This window comes from Zobellia galactanivorans, from assembly GCF_000973105.1.
In the GTDB taxonomy this organism is placed as follows: Bacteria; Bacteroidota; Bacteroidia; order Flavobacteriales; family Flavobacteriaceae; genus Zobellia; species Zobellia galactanivorans.
On the sequence record NC_015844.1, the window covers coordinates 622050 to 640301 of the forward strand.

General features: G+C 43.0%; 18 protein-coding genes and 1 other RNA gene. 5 read left to right on the forward strand and 14 right to left on the reverse strand.

The annotated features are described in order from the left end of the window. Positions 1 to 2: 2 nt before the first annotated feature. The 4 genes from ZOBGAL_RS02225 to ZOBGAL_RS02240 form a co-directional block, all read right to left on the reverse strand. The gene (locus ZOBGAL_RS02225) at positions 3 to 704 is read right to left on the reverse strand and encodes an HAD family hydrolase (RefSeq protein ID WP_013991865.1); all 702 of its coding nucleotides are present in this window, start codon (positions 702 to 704) and stop codon (positions 3 to 5) included. Then, a complete protein-coding gene (kdsB, locus tag ZOBGAL_RS02230; RefSeq protein WP_013991866.1) occupies positions 695 to 1408 on the reverse strand; it encodes a 3-deoxy-manno-octulosonate cytidylyltransferase in 714 nt (237 codons plus the stop codon). Before kdsB ends, ZOBGAL_RS02225 begins: the two co-directional genes overlap by 10 nt. Before the next feature lie 106 nt (positions 1409 to 1514). After that, on the reverse strand, positions 1515 to 2084 hold the full coding sequence (locus ZOBGAL_RS02235) for a DUF4126 domain-containing protein (protein WP_013991867.1): 570 nt from the start codon (positions 2082 to 2084) through the stop codon (positions 1515 to 1517). A 105-nt stretch (positions 2085 to 2189) separates the two neighbouring features. Next, a complete protein-coding gene (locus ZOBGAL_RS02240; RefSeq protein WP_046287298.1) occupies positions 2190 to 3629 on the reverse strand; it encodes an ATP-dependent DNA helicase in 1440 nt (479 codons plus the stop codon). 101 nt (positions 3630 to 3730) lie between these two features. Between ZOBGAL_RS02240 and ZOBGAL_RS02245 the strand changes: the two genes are divergently transcribed. The 3 genes from ZOBGAL_RS02245 to ZOBGAL_RS02255 are packed head-to-tail and all read left to right on the forward strand — an operon-like array spanning position 3731 to position 5746. Then, positions 3731 to 4384: a hypothetical protein gene (locus ZOBGAL_RS02245; RefSeq protein WP_013991869.1), complete on the forward strand. Its 654-nt coding sequence runs from the start codon at positions 3731 to 3733 to the stop codon at positions 4382 to 4384. Further along, positions 4359 to 5192 (forward strand): DUF3822 family protein, encoded by an 834-nt coding sequence (locus tag ZOBGAL_RS02250; protein ID WP_013991870.1) that lies wholly within the window; start codon positions 4359 to 4361, stop codon positions 5190 to 5192. The genes ZOBGAL_RS02245 and ZOBGAL_RS02250 overlap by 26 nt, the downstream gene beginning before the upstream one ends. Next, positions 5192 to 5746 (forward strand): RsmD family RNA methyltransferase, encoded by a 555-nt coding sequence (locus tag ZOBGAL_RS02255; protein WP_013991871.1) that lies wholly within the window; start codon positions 5192 to 5194, stop codon positions 5744 to 5746. Before ZOBGAL_RS02250 ends, ZOBGAL_RS02255 begins: the two co-directional genes overlap by 1 nt. A gap of 9 nt (positions 5747 to 5755) precedes the next feature. On the opposite strand, the gene rnpB is transcribed toward ZOBGAL_RS02255, so the two are convergent. Further along, an RNA gene (gene rnpB, locus ZOBGAL_RS22980) (RNase P RNA component class A) lies at positions 5756 to 6065 on the reverse strand. Between the two features lie 125 nt (positions 6066 to 6190). On the opposite strand from rnpB, the gene ZOBGAL_RS02260 reads away from it, so the two are divergent. Further along, positions 6191 to 8014: a DNA polymerase III subunit gamma/tau gene (locus ZOBGAL_RS02260; RefSeq protein ID WP_013991872.1), complete on the forward strand. Its 1824-nt coding sequence runs from the start codon at positions 6191 to 6193 to the stop codon at positions 8012 to 8014. Here ZOBGAL_RS02260 and ZOBGAL_RS02265 read toward each other — a convergent pair. Genes ZOBGAL_RS02265 through ZOBGAL_RS02295 form a run of 7 tightly spaced genes read right to left on the reverse strand, consistent with a single transcriptional unit; the run spans position 8003 to position 14804 of the window. Next, positions 8003 to 8365 (reverse strand): transmembrane 220 family protein, encoded by a 363-nt coding sequence (locus tag ZOBGAL_RS02265; RefSeq protein WP_013991873.1) that lies wholly within the window; start codon positions 8363 to 8365, stop codon positions 8003 to 8005. The two genes, ZOBGAL_RS02260 and ZOBGAL_RS02265, sit on opposite strands and share 12 nt — an antisense overlap. Next, on the reverse strand, positions 8362 to 9741 hold the full coding sequence (locus tag ZOBGAL_RS02270; protein WP_013991874.1) for an alkaline phosphatase family protein: 1380 nt from the start codon (positions 9739 to 9741) through the stop codon (positions 8362 to 8364). Before ZOBGAL_RS02270 ends, ZOBGAL_RS02265 begins: the two co-directional genes overlap by 4 nt. A gap of 3 nt (positions 9742 to 9744) precedes the next feature. Beyond that, positions 9745 to 10938 carry a metabolite traffic protein EboE gene (gene eboE, locus ZOBGAL_RS02275; protein WP_013991875.1) on the reverse strand — a complete coding sequence of 398 codons (1194 nt, stop codon included), beginning with the start codon at positions 10936 to 10938 and terminating at the stop codon, positions 9745 to 9747. A 1-nt stretch (position 10939) separates the two neighbouring features. Continuing rightward, on the reverse strand, positions 10940 to 12100 hold the full coding sequence (locus ZOBGAL_RS02280; RefSeq protein ID WP_013991876.1) for a 3-dehydroquinate synthase: 1161 nt from the start codon (positions 12098 to 12100) through the stop codon (positions 10940 to 10942). A gap of 34 nt (positions 12101 to 12134) precedes the next feature. Beyond that, positions 12135 to 13037 (reverse strand): UbiA-like protein EboC, encoded by a 903-nt coding sequence (gene eboC / locus ZOBGAL_RS02285; protein ID WP_013991877.1) that lies wholly within the window; start codon positions 13035 to 13037, stop codon positions 12135 to 12137. Then, positions 13037 to 13945 carry a TatD family hydrolase gene (locus ZOBGAL_RS02290; RefSeq protein WP_013991878.1) on the reverse strand — a complete coding sequence of 303 codons (909 nt, stop codon included), beginning with the start codon at positions 13943 to 13945 and terminating at the stop codon, positions 13037 to 13039. The genes eboC and ZOBGAL_RS02290 overlap by 1 nt, the downstream gene beginning before the upstream one ends. A 1-nt stretch (position 13946) precedes the next feature. Further along, complete coding sequence (locus ZOBGAL_RS02295; RefSeq protein ID WP_013991879.1) at positions 13947 to 14804, reverse strand: EboA domain-containing protein; 858 nt, start codon at positions 14802 to 14804, stop codon at positions 13947 to 13949. A 178-nt stretch (positions 14805 to 14982) separates the two neighbouring features. Between ZOBGAL_RS02295 and miaE the strand changes: the two genes are divergently transcribed. Further along, positions 14983 to 15564 carry a tRNA-(ms[2]io[6]A)-hydroxylase gene (gene miaE / locus ZOBGAL_RS02300; RefSeq protein WP_013991880.1) on the forward strand — a complete coding sequence of 194 codons (582 nt, stop codon included), beginning with the start codon at positions 14983 to 14985 and terminating at the stop codon, positions 15562 to 15564. A gap of 40 nt (positions 15565 to 15604) precedes the next feature. On the opposite strand, the gene ppk1 is transcribed toward miaE, so the two are convergent. Together ppk1 and ZOBGAL_RS02310 are read right to left on the reverse strand one after the other, a co-directional pair. Continuing rightward, positions 15605 to 17710: a polyphosphate kinase 1 gene (gene ppk1 / locus ZOBGAL_RS02305; RefSeq protein WP_013991881.1), complete on the reverse strand. Its 2106-nt coding sequence runs from the start codon at positions 17708 to 17710 to the stop codon at positions 15605 to 15607. Continuing rightward, on the reverse strand, positions 17711 to 18196 hold the full coding sequence (locus tag ZOBGAL_RS02310; RefSeq protein WP_013991882.1) for a SixA phosphatase family protein: 486 nt from the start codon (positions 18194 to 18196) through the stop codon (positions 17711 to 17713). Between the last annotated feature and the right edge of the window lie 56 nt (positions 18197 to 18252).

The following is an 18252-nucleotide window of genomic DNA, read 5'->3' on the forward strand; positions in this document are numbered from 1 at the left end:
TCTTATTTCAAATACCCCAAAATATCTGTCAATCTATTTATTTTCAGATATTTATAATCATCCTCATTTACTTTGACCTCTTCGTGCTGCCAGGTGGTATGAAAAGGAACGTGAACCGCTTGGGCCCCAATATTCACAAGGGGAAGAACATCCGATTTCAAAGAGTTTCCGATCATAAGAAATTCGTTTACATCGATCTGCAAATGGTTCAACAAATGTAGATAGTTTTCTTCTTTTTTATCGCTCAAAACCTCCACATGTTGAAAAAATTCAGAAAGTCCCGATCGTTCCAATTTGCGTTCTTGATCCAATAAGTCTCCTTTGGTCAGTACTATTAACCGATAATTTCCGCTCAATTTACGTAAAACTTCCCTTACGCCCCCTAACAATTCTACAGGTTGCCTTAGCATCTCTTTGCCAATATTCAAGATTTCGCCGATCGTTGCCTGCGAAACCCTATTGTTCGACAGTTCCAATGCCGATTCTACCATTGAAAGCATAAATCCCTTAACCCCGTAACCGTAAAGCTCAAGGTTTTTGATTTCCATTCTGAACAACTCTTGATCAATGGTATTCATGGTTTCGTACCCTTCGAGAAGCTTGCCAAACTTTGTTTCGGCCTCCCTAAAATAGGTTTCATTTACCCATAGCGTATCATCGGCATCAAAACCGACGACCTTAATATTACTATAGTCTACTTCCATGCCTGTTGTGCTCTTTTCAAATCTTCAGGGGTATCGATTTCTATTCCGGAAACCGTGGTTTCCACCATCTTAATTTTTTTGCCGTACTCCAAATAACGTATGGCCTCTATCTTTTCTATGGCCTCCAAGGGCAGCATCGGCAACCTTTGAAAGTCCATCAAGGCCCGTTTTCTAAAGGCATAGATACCTTTGTGCTTATAATATATGCTCTCTATATCTTTATTTCTAGGATAAGGAATAGGCGAACGTGAAAAATACAATGCAAAATTTCGGTTGTCGACTATAACCTTGACCGTATTAGGGTTGCTTATTTCCTCTTCATCGGTAATACGTACCATTAACGAAGCTAAGTCGATTTCTTTATCGGGATCCTGCTTAAACACCTCCAATACCCCTGCCAGGCTCTCGCGATCGGTAAAAGGTTCATCCCCCTGAACATTGACAATGATATCAACATGCATATCGGTAACGGCCTCGGCAATACGGTCACTACCACAATCATGCTCTTTTTGGCTCATTAAGGCTTGGCCACCAGCACTTATAATGGTATTGTAAATAACATCGCTATCGGTTACAACGAATACCTCGTCGAAGAGCATGGTTTTTAGCGCAGCTTCATATGTTCGTAATATAACCGGCTTACCCGAAAGGTCCTGCATCAACTTTGCCGGAAATCGCGATGCGGCATAACGGGCCGGTATCATGGCTATTATCTTCACTTTACTATAGTATTATCGTTAACTACATATTTTATACTTCATGCCTACGGCCAAAACATCCGTTGGCATAAGCTTACCGCTCAAACAGTATCTATCTTTTTGTCCTAGGCCTTAGTTTTCTATAGATCCTAAAAATCAAAGCTAAAATGATAACCACCAAAAATGCGGCCAAAATAGGAGCGAATATAGAGGCCGTGGTCACGACTAAGGCGGTACCCGTCTCTACCGTCGAAACCAAGGGATTTCCCAATCCTCCGGTGGTAGCCGTCGAAGCCAATCTACTGGTCGCCCCTGCCCCTTTAATGGCCGTAGCGGTACCGCCACCGGCTATTATGGCCAAAGACCAAGTAACCACGGGATCAAGATCTGCCACGGTAGACACCATTACAGCTGTACCCGCAATAGCGGCCAAAGGTACCGCAAAGCTATCTAAAACATTATCTACCCAAGGGATAAAGTAGGCGAAAATTTCCACAAACGTGGCGACGCCCAGCGTAATCAAAGCCGCTAAACTACCGATCCACTGCCAGCTCTCATTCAACTCCCAGACCCCTGTGTACGAGGCCAGACTCAAGGCAAAAAGCGGCAAGAATACACGAAAGCCTACCGAAGCGGCCAAGCCTACCCCTAAAAAAATACTGATAATGGTATCTGATGTCATCTCAACTAAAATTATTTCATTCCGCCATTCGACCCGCTAAGCCAAGGCCTCCCCCTTCAGCGGCAAACCGATTTAAAACTAGCGCTTTACCAAGACGAATTTAGCCTATTCCGAATCAACAAAAAAATCGTCCTTAAATCCGATAAGGTACAATTGTTTTTTGGCCCTTGTAACAGCCGTATACAACCAACGTAAATACTCTTTATCCACACCGTTCGGCAAGTAGGGCTGCTCCACGAAAACCGTATTCCACTGCCCCCCCTGTGACTTATGGCAGGTGATGGCATAGGAAAACTTGACCTGTAGCGCATTAAAATACTTATTGTTCTTTACTCCCAAAAACTTCTTGTACTTTGAACTTTCGTTGGCGTAATCCTTCATTACCTCCTGATACAACCTATTGCCCTCTTCATAGGGCAACGAAGGTGTTTCGGCCTTTATGGTATCTAACAGAAGTACCGTTTCAAAAGGTTTCTGATTAGGATAATCTACCATTTGCACCTTCACTTCGGCAAACCGGAAGCCGTACAGTTCCTTAATGGCAAAAATTTCAAGCACCTCTATGATATCCCCATTGGCAATAAAACCTGCCTCCGTATTCGGACTCAGCCAAAAATAGTTGTTTTTGACCACCATCATATAATCACCCACCGCCAACTCGTTCTCTAGAAACAAGATGCGACTGCGAATGTTTTCATTGTAGAGGTTGGCCCTTTTATTGGAGCGCACGATAAATGCGGTCTCTTCCTTTCCATTTTCCGAATAACTGTTGTCAATGGCTTCCTGTATCTCATATCCGTCAACGAGCCTGACGATATCCTTATAGTTATCGAGGTGAAATTGGAAATTTTCAAAGAAACTTCCTTGTAATTGTTCACGAAGCAGGGTGGCGTTAACCAAAATTCCGGAATTTTCAGCTTGGCGCACCACCTCGTCAAGTTCCAATCGTATCACTTCCTTATTATAATTCAAGGCCAGTTTATCGGGATCCAAGGCCGGACTCAAATCTAAATGCACCGGCGGCAACTGGGCGGTATCACCGATTAAAATAAGTTTACAGTTATGTCCTGAATACACGAACTGTATCAGGTCATCTAACAAAGAACCGTTACCAAAGAGCTTTGAATCGGTGGGTGCATCGGGTATCATAGACGCTTCATCAACGATAAAGATAGTGTTGCGGTGCTTGTTGGGCGCCAAGACGAACTGTATCCCCCCACCCCCCTGTTTCTTAGGGAAGTATATCTTTCTATGGATCGTAAAGGATTGCGTATTGGCGTAGTTTGACATTACCTTGGCCGCACGCCCCGTCGGGGCCATAAGTACGGCTTTCATAGTGGTTTTCCACAGGCTGTTGACCAAGGTGCCGACCAGGGTGGTTTTACCCGTACCCGCAAAGCCTTTTAGAAGAAATACGTCCTCCTTTCGCTTTGAAAGTATAAAGATGGCCAACTTTTCTAAGGCTATGGCCTGCTTCAGCGTAGGTTCGTGTGGAAATTTTTCCTTTAGAATTTTATAAAAAGATGCATCGGTCAACATTGTCATAGACCTCAAATATAAACAGGATTTTTGGGCGAAAAACTTTTGCGATTGAAAAAAAATTGTAGATTTGTGACAACCACTAAAATATAATTAACACTTAAGAAATGAAGACCATAATTCAAATTGTACTGTGGATAGCTTGTATAGGTTTGGGATACCTTATATACCAATCAGTTACAGGGCCCATCGAATTCAATAAAGTGAAGGAAGAACGTTTCGGGCAGGTTATCGCCAAATTGAAAGACATTAAAAATGCGCAGGAGGCCTACAAAACAGTCAACAGAAAATACGCTAACGACTTTAACAGTTTGATTAAGTTTATCGATACTGCTCATTATACCATTACCCAGCAGAGAGATTCATCTTATATGGAATTCGATAAGACTTACGGCATCGATATGCTTAGAGAAGTGAGAATTATAGACACCCTAGGTACGGTATCGGTTAAAGACTCACTTTTCAAAAGTGACAACCGCTATAAAACCCTAATGGAAGTACCTTTTGCAAAAGGTGGTGAGAAATTCGAAATGAAAGCTTCGATTCTTACTAAAGGAAATTACAAAGCCCCTGTTTTTGAAGCTAAGGTTGACAAGGCTGTTGTATTGTATGACCAGCCTGAAACCCTCCTTAAGAAAGAAAAAGCCGAAGTTGGTGTTGAAGAAGTAAACGGACCTTTTATCAAAGTTGGATCTTTAGACGAAGTCAGTACCAACGGAAACTGGCCCCCTATATATGACAAAAAAGGAGACAAAAAATAACACTGGAGAACTAGTGGAAGATTTCAAAAAACTGTCCATTCAAGTTAGCTTGAATGGACTTTCTTTTTGTGTCCTCAATACTGTAGAAAATTCCATTGTAAGTGCCGAGAGCGTAGTCTTTGCCAAAAGATTGACGCCCTACGAGGTATTAAAGCGCTTAAAACTTCTCTTCTCCACCCACAAAATAGAACAAGACCAGTATTCAGAAGTTGTGGTAGTCCACCGCAACACTCTCTTTAGCCTAGTACCCAAACCCTTGTTCAACGAAGAAGAACTGGCCAACTACCTAAAGTTCAACACCAAAATACTGGCCAATGACCACTTGGCCTATGATGAACTCGATAGCTTTGATATCATCAATGTCTATGTTCCTTTTGTAAACATCAACAATTACATTTACGACCTTTTCGGCGAATTTACTTTTAAGCATAACGGAACCGTATTAGTAGAATCATTGATGAACACCCATATGGCTTCAAAAGAGCCCACCTGTTATGTTCTTATCTCGGAACAACAGATGGATGTCACCATAATCTCCGGAAAGAAACTTTTACTCTACAACAGTTTTACCTTCATCACCAAAGAAGACTTTTTATACTACCTGCTTTTTACCTTAGAGCAACTTGAACTCGATACCGAGTCGGTCTTCATAAAGCTTTTCGGTCAGATCGAAGAAGGCGATGACATCTACACGCTTTGCTACAATTACGCAAAGAACGTCTCGATATTTTTCCCTTCCTTCTCTGAGCACCCCCATTTAAACTCTAAAGAAGAGACCATAGATTTCACCGTTATAAACGCTTTTTAATGCGCATCATTTCAGGCACACATAAGGGTAAGCGAATAAGCGCCCCCAAAAAACTTCCGGTTCGCCCCACCACGGATATGGCCAAGGAGGCCCTATTCAACATTTTGAACAACCGCTATTATTTTGACGAGCTCACCGTAGTAGATCTTTTTTCGGGCACCGGAAATATCAGCTATGAATTCGCCTCCCGGGGCACCAAAAACATAAGCGCGGTAGATGCCGATTATGGCTGCGTAAAATTTATCAACGACACCTCCGACGCCCTTGAGATGGGTATTGCCGCATTTAAAAGCGATGTTTTTACCTATCTTGAAAAATCGCGGGAAAAGGCGACCATCATATTTGCCGACCCTCCTTATGACCTTCCTATAGAGTCCTTTGAAAAAATTCCCCAAAAGGTATTCGAAAACGGCCTATTGCTAGACAACGGACTACTCATCATTGAGCACTCGAGCCACATGGACCTATCACATCTTGAACATTTTGTGGAAAAAAGAAAGTACGGAGGTAGCATTTTTAGCTTTTTTGCCTGGCCCGAACCAGTCACCCTCTAAACCAAAAATAAAAAAAGCAGGCCATAAGCCGGATTCTGTCAAGCCCCGAGGGACTTCCCTATCATTTATCTAGTACCAACATTACTGCTGGCCTCTAACCGCCTACCCTTCGGCTCGGGCGTGCAACCCTCAAGCACCGATTTACATGGCGTTTCACCGCATAGAGTTTACCTGGTTTCACTACAGCATTACCTGTACATACTTTCTGCTGCACTTGTCCTTTCCGTTAAACGGACGACGGGCGTTACCCGCTATGCTGCACTATGGTGTCCGGACTTTCCTCTCCCGTTTTCACGGCAGCGATAAGGCGACCTGCTCAACCTGCAAAATTAGAACAATTGTTGATAAATAAAGACTTTATCTTGTCGAAATAAAACCCTCTTACCAATCCTATTTTTATATTTGCACATTCGAGTGAACGTAAATTCTAAACCGTAGTTTCTTTTGGAACCCTTTATTGTATCGGCACGTAAATATAGACCCCAGACATTTAGGGATGTTGTGGGACAACAGGCCATTACCAATACCCTCACCAATGCCATTGAACACAATCATTTGGCACAGGCCCTTTTATTCTGTGGCCCTAGGGGAGTTGGTAAAACTACCTGTGCGCGTATTTTGGCCAAACAGATCAATTCAGATGGTACCGAACGTGAAGGTGAAGATTTTGCCTTCAATATTTTTGAGCTCGATGCCGCTTCGAACAACTCGGTAGACGATATCCGTAACCTTATCGACCAGGTACGTATCCCGCCCCAAGTCGGCAAATACAAAGTATATATCATCGATGAGGTGCATATGCTCTCGCAATCGGCTTTCAACGCTTTTCTAAAAACCCTGGAAGAGCCACCAAAACACGCCATTTTCATTTTGGCGACCACAGAGAAGCACAAAATTATACCTACGATACTTTCGCGTTGTCAAATTTTTGATTTCAAGCGAATTACCGTCAAAGACGCCGCCGAATACCTAAAATACATAGCCGAAAACCAAGGCATTGTTGCAGATGACGACGCCTTGCACATTATAGCCCAAAAAGCGGACGGTGCCATGAGGGACGCCCTCTCCATTTTTGACAGGGTCGTTAGTTTTTCAGGAAAGGAATTGACGAGAAAAGCCGTTACAGAGAACCTTAACGTTCTTGACTACGACACCTATTTCTCGGCAACCGATTTGATTTTAGAACACAACATTCCCCAATTATTGCTTTTGTTCAACAAAACCTTGTCACTAGGTTTTGACGGCCATCACTTTATCAGTGGCCTTGCTTCGCATTTCAGGGACCTTATGGTATGTCAGCACCAAGACACCATAAACCTGCTAGAAGTTGGCGACGTAGCCAAACAGAACTATCTAGAGCAATCAAAGAAGACCTCTAACCGCTTCCTATTGCAAGCCTTGAACATTGCCAACGATTGCGACCTCAAGTACAAGACCAGTAAGAACCAGCGGCTGCTGGTAGAACTTACCCTGATGAAATTAGCCTCTATTGATTTTGAGGCTGAAAAAAAAAATTCTGAACACGACATCTTAACAGGCCCTAGCCCTGACTTTATCGCTCCCGCTTCTTTTTTTAAGGGGAACAATGCCCTACAAAAAAAACCAAAGGAAAGCACCGCCCAAGAACAATCGCCAGCAGCGCCCCCTACCCCCGTAGAAGCAAAGAACAAGGAAGAGCAAACCCATTATCGGCCCCAAGAAAGCCCGAAAGAAGTTCCGAGTTCGGATGCTGTGGTAGAACCCAAGCCCGAAACCGAACCCCAACCGGAAACACCTCCGATAAAAAAACTCAATATCGGTGGCGGCAAAAGGGTATCAGGACTCTCCCTTTCAAGCTTAAAGATCAAAAAAGAGCACGAGCTAAGCCGAAAAGACGAGACCATTGACGAAAGTAAGCTACCCAAAGACCCATTTACCGAAGAGGAAATGCAGAAGCACTGGGCCGATTTTGTCGATAAAATCGATTTGGAGGGCAAGAAAATATTAGCTTCCAACCTCAATGCCGATGTACCGAAACTGCTTCAAGAAAAAACCATTTGGATCGAGCTTCCCAACGGCACTATGAAAAAGGAGATTGAGCGAGAGCAATACGACCTGATGGAGTATCTGAGAAAAAAACTCAACAACTACTTTATTGAACTAAAAATAACCGTAAACGAAACCGTAGCCAAAAAGTTCGCGTTTACCCCAGAAGAAAAATATCAAAAATTACGGGAGAAAAACCCCGCCATAGATTTGCTGCGCCAAACTTTTGACCTAGACCTTTAATCGTCTTTTTACATACCGTTCACGCCACATATAAGTGAACATAACCAAGGCCACAATCAGTAGACCACAAGCTTCCCGGCCTCTTTCAATATTTTCGATATTACCTTCACCAATGGTAAAACCTTCAAATTTTTCGGGCCAAGAAACAATGGCTCCTATCAAATAAAGCATTCCCAAGACAGCCGCCACGGAAAATTTCAACCTATCCATAGCGAACAATAGCGAAGCTATCGCGGCAAGGCCATAAATACCATACCATAAAAAGGCATCGGGGTCGTTATTCTGAACATAGGCCGACCATAGAAACAAGGCCGTAAACACAAAGCCCAGTAGTTTAAAAAAATACCTCATATATCTTCGGTTACATGGTTTTTTAAGATCTGGTATACATCGGTCGCTTCAATAGCATCGTCGAAAGTAGCGTTGATCTGATCGGTAACCAAAATAGGAAAATCAGCCTTATCTTCCGGAATCCTACCATGCGACCCCTTTACCAAGGTGGCATCCAAGGGTATAATGTTCATTACCGTCCTGAATCCCAATTTCTTCTTCAATAATTTACCGATAACCTTGGCCATCACCAATTTATCCTTAGGGTCCGTCAACATTTCCACTGGATCATAACCCGGTTTTTTATGAATATCCACCATACGCGCATAGTCGGGAGCCTTAGCATCATCTAACCAAAAATAGTAGGTAAACCATGAGTCCGCATCGGCCACAACCACAAGGTCTCCACAACGTTCATGTTGTAAATTGACCTTTTGCAATTCTTCCCCTGTCAATACCATTTCTACCCCCGAAACCGACTCCAACAAAGCCTTAACTTCCAACTTTACCGAAGGGTCGTTCAAATAAACATGGGCTATTTGGTGGTCCGCTACCGCAAAGGCCTTGCTCTGCCCGGCATCCAACAACTCCAATCCGCGTTCTTCCCGTATGGCGATATAGCCTTTGGAACGCAGGATCCTGTTCAAATGAATAGGATTGCTCACATCGGTAATACCATATTCAGATAGCAATACAATACGTGCATTGCGCTGTTGAAAATGCGTCACCAACTGCTCCACCACCCCATCTATTTCCTTAAGGTCCTTTTTGATCTTGGTAAAATCAAGGCCGTGACGTTGCAAATTGTAATCTAAATGTGGAAGGTAAACCAATGACAGGGTCGGGTTATGCATCTCATCGGTACGTATGGCTGCATCGGCAATCCATTTACTCGATTTAATGGAAGTTTTCGGCCCCCAAAATTGGAATAAAGGGAAGGTACCCAACTCTTCCTGCAAGGTATCCCTCAGTTCAGGGGGATACGAATACACATCGGGAATCTTTCGCCCATCCGCCAAGTAATTGGGCCGTGGCGTTAAACTATAATCTACATTAGAGTACATATTATACCACCAGAAATGGTTGGCACAGGTAAAATGTTCATCTTCCCTTTTTAACTCGTCCCAAAGCTTTTCGCTCTGCACCAATTTATTCGATTGACGCCAGAATTTCACCTCGCATTCCTCTTTAAAATACCAGCCATTCCCCACTACACCGTGTTCAGACGGGGTTTTCCCGGTCAGATAGGTAGACTGGACCGAACAAGTTACCGCTGGTAAAACAGGACTGATATAGGCCGACTTGCCTTTTTTTAAAAAAGACTCAATAAAGGGGGTATGCTCCCCGATAAGACGTTGGGTAAGACCCACAACATTGATCACTAGCGTTTTTTTCATCTTCTAAAACTTTTCTACAAACCAATCGATTTCCCTAATGATAGACTCTGAAAGGTCTTTTTTTAAAGCTGCCGGAAGCACATCCCAAGTATAGGTCTCTATTTCCAAATGTTCTGAAACGGGATGCTTCTTTACATACTCCATCACCTTTAGAATATGGTCTTGGGTCGAATCCAACGCACCAAAACGTTCTAAAAATATAGGCACATGAAAATGCGCCCGCAATTCTTGAAATTCCTTTTTATCCTTAAGAACAATAGGTAGGTCGTTATAGGTCACCACCTTTCCCCCAATTTTCTCGGTAACCTGATGGAGATAGGTAGGCTCATCAAAAAGCGTCAAAGCCTTCCATATTTCATCGTTCCCCGAAGGGTTCGACAGAATCTTCAAAGCGGCACTTACCTGTATTTTCCCGATAACTATTCCCGCTTCAGCGAATTTTTCAAAGGTATCGGTCGGCTCCTCAAAAGCCAATGAAAAATGACAGATATCGTAGCATACGGTTAGGTGACGACGTATCATTTTTTCGGCCGTTTCCACATCGACCCCGAGCTTTTCGACAATTACCGATGTACCGATAGGCAAAAGATAATCTGCAAAAAAGCCTAGCACCTCGTCACTGTTCTCCAACATTCCGTCGGGCTCAGGTTCTATATCAAGATGCAAATATTTTCCGGTCTGCCGCTCTATTTCATTGAGATGCATGGCCACCTCTATCATATTTTTCGCCCCGGTTTCAAAAGCCGATTTCACAGCGTCTTCCGTAGCATGCCAATATTTATAACTAACGGGAGAAGTGGAAATTCCCCCAGAAATACCATCAGGAAGCAAGGCCGCCAACTGATCGAACATTCGTTTGGTATAGGTGAGGCGTTCCGGTGTCGTCCAATCGGGCGCATGAACATCGTCTTTGACCCGCTCGTTATGAAAGTTCCCATAAGGAAAACCGTTCATGGTAAAAACATATACCTGGTTTTCGGCCATCCATTGCTTAAACTCCTCTAGGTTTCCATCCATATCGAGCTCCTCACTCGCCTTATTAGACAACCGTAAGCCCAAGCCAAAAGGCTTATCGGGAGACACTTTGCCCCTTATCTGTGGAACGTGTTCTTTAAGACTATCAAAAGTGGTCTTCCAATCGAATCCGGGATGGATATTGGTACAATACGTAAGTTGAAAATTATTATCTATGCGCAAGCTACTCTACTTTAAGTTTAGAAATTTCGTTTACTACGTCCAATGCTTTTTTCATGACCTCCCGGTCAATTTCATGAACGTCGTGTTTTACACCGATATCCGAAATCAGGGTAATCGTAAGCACACCGCCCAAGTGTTCCCTAAATTCCTCAATTCCGTTAAGCAGTTCGTCTACCTCCTTCGCGGAAGCCAACGGAAAACTCAAGTCGAAACCAATGTTCTGAAAGACGCGTACAATGCGGTTTAAGTCGGCTTCGTTTATCAGACCGATCAAATGGGCATAAGCCACATCCAAAACAATACCTTTTGCAACGGCCTCACCGTGGCGAAGCGCGTAATTGGTCATATATTCCAATTTATGGGCCGCCCAATGTCCGAAATCAAGAGGTCGGGACGATCCGCTTTCAAAAGGATCCCCTCCTTGGGCGATATGGTGCATATGCATTTCGGCACACCTATAAATGGTATATTGCATGGCTTCCATATTTCTATCGCGCAAGAGGTGTGCGTTTTTCTCTAAGTATTCAAAAAAGACGGCATCTTTGATCAATGCCACTTTTAAGGCTTCAGAAATACCGGCGATCCAATCGCGTTGCTCTAAAGTCTTAAGGAAGTCCGTATCGTTAATAATAGCATAAGGAGGCGCAAAGGTTCCTATAAAATTCTTCTTTCCGAAGGCATTTACGCTATTCTTTACCCCCACGGCAGAATCATCTTGGGAAAGCACGGTCGTTGGTATTCGAATCAATTTCACCCCTCTATGCGCTATAGCAGCGGCATATCCCGTCATATCAATAACGGCACCCCCACCTATAACCACAACAAAAGAATGGCGGCAAATGGCATACTCACTAACGGCCTTTAGAATATCTTCGACCTGACCTTGATCGTTCTTACACGCCTCGCCCCCTTGAACCACCATACTTTTCATATGCACCAAGTTTTCTTGGTAGTTCTGGCAGTAGGTCTCTATGCTCTTTACAAGTTGTGGATGGGCAAGCGCTACGCCATCATCAATTACAAAAAGCAGTTTTACGGGCTCGTTTTTGTATTCTTTTATAATATCCCTGAACAGGGTATTCGTAGTCCCAAAAAGGTTTTCTGTAAAATAGAGGCCATATCGATAGGAAACCTCAAACTTCTGCTCTATAGTTTTAAACATTGTATTTCTTTTGAACGTCAATAATAAATTGACCTTAGGTAACGGCAAATAATTTAGACAAGCCCATTGAAACGGGCAGTAATGCCAATATGCACAATCCGTACCACCAATCGGAAAATGCAACGGCGATAGATGAATCGAGTAAAATTAGCGCTATGACTCCCGCCATAACGGCTTTTTTGATATTCTCGGGAGAGTTAACGGTATATGCCTTTATCAAAGGCCTAAAAACCGTGAACGCAAACAATACCAAAAACAATAACGGAAATATACGGGCATCCGTATACAAAAAGGCTATGGATGCCACAGCCAAAACAACCGTAGCATAAAGCACGCCTGCCAATACGATATGGTTTTTGTTTTTTCCGTGTACTTCCCCCCTACTTATGAGGGTAATGGCAAATATATAAACGATAGGGATGAGGGCCATAAACCAATAATCGAAGTTGCCCAGAACGGACATACCCAACAGCAAGTTTACCCCCCTGCATAGCCCCATACTCAAGGGCCCGAAGAAATCATATCTTTTAGCGACCGCATCGTATAGCAAAATGGCCAAAGCCAGTGCCAAGGCTACGATACCCGACAGCTGGGAAACCAAAAAGGCCAGTCCTACGCCGATGGTCAAAGTAAGCCCTCCATATATGGCGGCCGAACGCAATGGCACTACACCACTAGGTATAGGCCGTTCGGGCCGTTCGACCTTATCGAGTTTAAAATCAAAAACATCGTTAAGGATTACCCCTCCGGCATAAAGAAAGACGGACGAGAATACCAAATACACGACATTCAGGAAAACACTAGACCCTATAAAATCGCTTTGAACACCCCCTACAAAAACACCCCCAATAGCCACACCGGCCAATATATCGGCCGCGGCCGTAGGCAAATTAGCTGGTCTTGCCAAGCGAGCATAGCCAAGAAACGTGCGATTCATTATGTAATCTGGTCTGAATCTATTCGAGGTTCTTGCCCCCTCAAAACGCTATTATCATTAAAAAGCTGGGCCTGATTGATTCCCTTAGGGTTCAACCAATGCTCTTCCTTCATTTTACCATTGGAACCAAAGATATCCAAGGCATTTTGGTAGCAAGTCTTTACCACGTCCTCACGGGCTATACCTCTTTTCAACATAAGGTTAGCGGTCTTCGGTACGGCCAAAGGATCACTAACGCCCCAATCTGCAGAGCTATCGACAATAATATTGTCACTGCCATATTTTTTAACCACCTCTACCATGCGTTCATTGCCCATTTTGGTTTTGGGGTAAATGGTAAACGCAGCGATAAAACCTCTATCAAGCACATCTTTTACGGTTTCTTCGTTGTTATGGTCAATAACCACCTTAGAGGGATCAAGGCCATGTTCCAAACAAACCTCCATACTTTTTAACGTACCGGCTTTTTTATCACGGTGTGGCGTATGTACCTGAACGACCATACCCAGTTCTTTGGCCATTTCCAATTGCAGGCGAAAATACTTGTCTTCTGCCGGGGTTTGATCGTCATAACCGATTTCACCAATAGCCACCACATTTTGCTTATGTACATACAAGGGCAAAAGCTCTATGACCTGTTCTGCCAAGGCCTCGTTATTGGCCTCTTTTGAATTCAGCCCTATGGTGCAATAATGTTGAATACCAAATTGGCTTGCCCTAAAAGGCTCCCAACCGACCAGGCTACTGTAATAATCTTGAAAAGAGCCTACTTGTGTTCTTGGTTGGCCCAACCAGAACGAAGGTTCTATTATAGCCACTACTCCGGCCGCGGCCATAGCTTCATAATCATCAGTAGTCCGCGATGACATATGCACATGCGGGTCGATTATCATCATTTTATCTTCCATATTAAGCTTTTATATTATTCCAGGTAATTTTTTCATTCGCCACTTCTGACTGCAATTGAGGGTAGTGTGCCAATAATTCTTTGGCCTTCGGCACTTCGGAATTATAACAACACAGTGCCGCCACCTTGTTTTCTACAGGATTGTCACTTGTGAACAGGCCTTGCATATCCTTTAGGAGATTGTCGTCTAAAAATGCCGCTACAGGCCTCCAGAACAAGGGTTCGATTTCTCGGGAAGCCGCCCATCGTTCATGGGCATAATCCGATATAATACGGGCCAAATCTTTATTGGCACGCTCATCAATACTCAAAATATTGGAAAGATCCAATTGCATAAAAGCCGCTTTCAAGTACATTTGGTTCCATTGCTGATCGTTGAAGTATTTTGCAGGATAGGGGTTCTGCATGCTAATAGCCTCAAAAATCGTAGCTATATTGGTTCGCAAAGCCTCCACTGCCGTTTGCTTGTAGTTTTCGGCGTCGGGCAAAAGCATCAAATACTTTAAAAACGTCTCGAGTTCGCCCGTATCGGCCACCTGAATCAGGTTGGCCACTTTTGGCGTAAAAAAAGCAGCATCGGCTTTCAGCACCTCTATCAAGAGATAGATTCTCGCTATCTCTAGGGTGCTTGCATTTTGTGTTCGCAGATACGCGGTTACTTCATCGGTATCGGAGCCCAGTTGCAAAGCTTTGTTCGCATCTATTTTACTGGCCAATAAACTATAGGTCATATAAAGTTCCTTAGCGGAACTCGAACCTACAATTAACTCTAACTTTGAATGTAACCATGATTTCGTTTCAGGGTCTAGATTGCTATTCAGCAAAGACCTTAGTCCTTGGTCTAATTTGGTAAATTTCATAATCTGTTTTTCGGGTTTCTTGACAAGTGGTAACAACCCTGTTCTTTATGTGATTTGGCTCCATAAAAAACAACTAATCACAAAACTAATTATTCTTTAGGGGAAACTTGATATTTTAGATGCTAAATTCTAGTTATACTTTACAAAGATTCTTGCTAATTTTACGAAAAATTGAATTATGCTAGGCCTAAAGCTACCGACCGACCCAAGATGGGTGAATATTGTTGAGAAAAATATCGATGAAATACTGACCGACCATGCCTATTGCGAACAAAAGGCAGCGAGCACGGCCATATCGTTGATCATAGGTTTTCCCGAATATACCGAATTGGTAGAAGAAATGATCGCACTTTCCCGCGAAGAGATGGCCCACTTTAAAATGGTACACGACCGCATTATTGCCCGTGGCCAGGTTTTGGGTCGCGACAGAAAGGACGAATATGTGAATAAATTGACGCAATTTTTCCCAAAAGGAGGTAGTCGTACCCATCAATTGGTACACCGGCTTTTATATGCCGCCTTGATAGAAGCCCGAAGTTGCGAACGTTTCAGGTTGCTTTCCGAAGAACTCGAAGACAAGGAACTGGCCGAGTTTTATCACAAATTAATGGTAAGCGAAGCCGGCCACTATACGATGTTCCTTAAATTTGCACGTCAATACGGTGACCGTGCCGAAGTTGACCAAAAATGGCAGGCCCTATTAGATTACGAAGCCGAGATTATGAAAGACCTCGGAAAAAAAGAAAGTATCCACGGTTAAGACCAACCTCTGCCATATACGTTATAGCAGAGGCTTTTTTTTACTCCGTTGTAGTAGGTATATCAGAACCTAATTTATCCCTGTAATAGTCGTACATAGCGAACTGCGACCTTAGTTTCGGTTTATTGTTCACACGATAGGCATTATCTTGGGCCTCATTGAACACCCTGGCCTTTACATTATCGTTCCACGATATTTCAAAAGTATCGATCAGCTCATTTTTTACATCTTCATCATAGATAGGACACCCTACCTCTACCCTATTCTCTAGGTTACGCGTCATAAAATCGGCCGAAGAAATAAACACCCTCGGATCCCCATCATTACAGAAAATAAACAAACGCGGATGCTCTAAAAACTTATCCACTATACTGATGGCCTCGATATTCTCGCTCATACCCTTTATGCCCGGTATCAGACAACAGATACCCCGTACGATCAGTTGAATTTTAACACCGGCATTACTAGCCTTGTACAACATATCGATCATCTTGTACGACGTAAAACTGTTCATCTTGATCTTGATATACGCCTCTTTACCCTCTTTTGCGTTATTTATCTCTTTCTGAATCAACTTTTTAAAGAAACTTTTAGTATAGTGGGGAGACACGATCAAGTGCCTGTATTTATTGATCTTATATGTTGTTTCAAAGAAATCGAAAACCTTGTTCAACTCCTTTAAAATAGGTTCGTTTGCCGTAAACAAGGTATAATCGGTATAGATACGGGCCGTAGACTCGTTGAAGTTTCCGGTACTGATAAAACCGTAGCGCTTTATGAGTCCGTTTTCCTCCCGCTCGATCATACAAATTTTACTATGCACTTTCAGGCCTGGTACACCAAAAATCAGTTTTACACCTTCTGCCTGTAATTCTTCGGCATACCTAATGTTGGCTTGTTCATCAAAGCGAGCGCGCAACTCGATCTGCAAGGTCACCTGCTTTCCGTTCTTCACTGCGTTGGAAAGGCAAGCCGCCACTTGAGAATCGTTGGCCAGGCGATAAACGGTAATCTTGATGGTCTTTACCTTAGGGTCCAATGCCGCTTCCCTTAAAAACTTAAGCACATAGGAAAAGGTGTGGTAGGGCGTGTACTGCAGATAGTCCTTCTCTGCTATCTTTTCAAGCAAACTACCTTCTAAAGGCAATCCTTTTACGGGTAAGGGTGCTATTTTCTCGTACATAAGATCTTCCCTTCCCAAACTAGGAAAGCCCATATAGTCCCTTTTATTGTGGTAGCGACCGCCAGGTATAACACTATCGGCATCTTCGATTCCCATTTTATCCTTAAGAAAATCAAGGGTATCGGTCTCTATATTCTTATCGTAGACGAAACGTACGGGATCACTGATTTTCCTATGCTCTACACTTGAGTATATCTTCTCTATAAAACTTTTACTCAAGTCGTTATCGATATCAAGCTCGGCATCTCTGGTAATCTTGATCATGTGAGATGATATGGACTTATAATCGAACATCGGAAAAACGCTGTCCATACAATACCGAATGACATCGTCTAGAATAATAATATAGTTCTTATTGCCCTCTTTGGGAAGCACCACAAAACGGTCTATTCCCTTCGGAATTTCTATAAGCGCATACCGTTTCTCCTTCTTCTCATAGGTTCGCTTGGTACGATCATCGCTCTTTAACACCATTTTAATGGCCAAGTATGCCGCCGTATCCTTCAACATCGGAAACTCAGCCAAGTCGTTGAGAATTATGGTCATCAATTGAGGACTCACCTTTTGGATGAAGTACTTTCTAACGAACTCCCCTTGCTTCTCAGTGAGTTCATTTTCATTCAACAAAAAGATATCCTGTTCCTCCAGTTCGTTTTCTATCTTCTTAAGAATCTCAACACTCTTACGTTGCTGTTCGATTACGAATTTGGTGATCTCTTCCAACAAATCTTTGGCCTTTTCTCCTCCCAAAACACTCTTTCCCGACTTTCCTGCCTCAAAAATTCGCTTTACCGTAGCGTAGCGTACCTTGAAGAACTCATCAAGGTTGTTAGAGAAAATACCCAAAAACCGAAGTCGTTCGATCAGTGGCACATTTTCATCCTCACATTCTTGAAGCACCCTTTCATTAAATCGTAACCAACTGATTTCTCGATTTATATATTTCGTTTTTGTTTTAATCATCTATCTAAGGTCTTTGGGAAAAATTGTCTGTTTAGTTGTTCCTTTTTGAACCGATTTCCAAAAATCCACATTAAAATCAAGGTGTACCAGTCCACTAGTAGAAACGTTGTCAATATAGGTATTTCCCAAAGAATTGGCAACATAGGTAAAGGCATGATTATGCCCGAAGACCAAAACGGAATCAAGGGCATCATCAAGCTTTTCGACAAAATCAAAGACCGACTCACCTGAAAAGTCATAAAGCTCGTCAGTAACCTCCACTTTAGCCAAGGGCAGGCCCAATTGCCTCATAAAAATCATACAAGTATGCAAAGCCCTATTGGCGGGGCTTGAGAAAACCTTATCGATTTTTACGGCTTGTGGTTTAAAGGCGGAAGACACCTTAAGGGCGTCTCTAATCCCTCTTTCCTGTAAGGGGCGATCCCTATCGCCTACTGAATAATCCCATGAAGATTTGCCGTGTCTGACCAATACCAATGTTTTCATTTAACCAAAATTTAAAGTTTAAAAATGTTTTGACATCGCCCCTTACATGTCTCTCT

What these genes read in the sequence shown, in the direction of transcription:
- ZOBGAL_RS02265 (WP_013991873.1), bottom strand. Translation starts at nt 8,365, where the DNA reads ATGAGGTATTTTTTTAAACTACTGGGCTTTGTGTTTACGGCCTTGTTT.
- ZOBGAL_RS02270 (WP_013991874.1), bottom strand. Translation starts at nt 9,741, where the DNA reads ATGAAAAAAACGCTAGTGATCAATGTTGTGGGTCTTACCCAACGTCTT.
- ppk1 (WP_013991881.1), bottom strand. Translation starts at nt 17,710, where the DNA reads ATGATTAAAACAAAAACGAAATATATAAATCGAGAAATCAGTTGGTTA.
- ZOBGAL_RS02255 (WP_013991871.1), top strand. Translation starts at nt 5,192, where the DNA reads ATGCGCATCATTTCAGGCACACATAAGGGTAAGCGAATAAGCGCCCCC.
- miaE (WP_013991880.1), top strand. Translation starts at nt 14,983, where the DNA reads ATGCTAGGCCTAAAGCTACCGACCGACCCAAGATGGGTGAATATTGTT.
- ZOBGAL_RS02280 (WP_013991876.1), bottom strand. Translation starts at nt 12,100, where the DNA reads ATGTTTAAAACTATAGAGCAGAAGTTTGAGGTTTCCTATCGATATGGC.
- ZOBGAL_RS02295 (WP_013991879.1), bottom strand. Translation starts at nt 14,804, where the DNA reads ATGAAATTTACCAAATTAGACCAAGGACTAAGGTCTTTGCTGAATAGC.
- ZOBGAL_RS02245 (WP_013991869.1), top strand. Translation starts at nt 3,731, where the DNA reads ATGAAGACCATAATTCAAATTGTACTGTGGATAGCTTGTATAGGTTTG.
- ZOBGAL_RS02250 (WP_013991870.1), top strand. Translation starts at nt 4,359, where the DNA reads ATGACAAAAAAGGAGACAAAAAATAACACTGGAGAACTAGTGGAAGAT.
- ZOBGAL_RS02235 (WP_013991867.1), bottom strand. Translation starts at nt 2,084, where the DNA reads ATGACATCAGATACCATTATCAGTATTTTTTTAGGGGTAGGCTTGGCC.
- ZOBGAL_RS02310 (WP_013991882.1), bottom strand. Translation starts at nt 18,196, where the DNA reads ATGAAAACATTGGTATTGGTCAGACACGGCAAATCTTCATGGGATTAT.
- ZOBGAL_RS02290 (WP_013991878.1), bottom strand. Translation starts at nt 13,945, where the DNA reads ATGGAAGATAAAATGATGATAATCGACCCGCATGTGCATATGTCATCG.
- kdsB (WP_013991866.1), bottom strand. Translation starts at nt 1,408, where the DNA reads ATGATACCGGCCCGTTATGCCGCATCGCGATTTCCGGCAAAGTTGATG.
- ZOBGAL_RS02225 (WP_013991865.1), bottom strand. Translation starts at nt 704, where the DNA reads ATGGAAGTAGACTATAGTAATATTAAGGTCGTCGGTTTTGATGCCGAT.
- eboC (WP_013991877.1), bottom strand. Translation starts at nt 13,037, where the DNA reads ATGAATCGCACGTTTCTTGGCTATGCTCGCTTGGCAAGACCAGCTAAT.
- ZOBGAL_RS02240 (WP_046287298.1), bottom strand. Translation starts at nt 3,629, where the DNA reads ATGACAATGTTGACCGATGCATCTTTTTATAAAATTCTAAAGGAAAAA.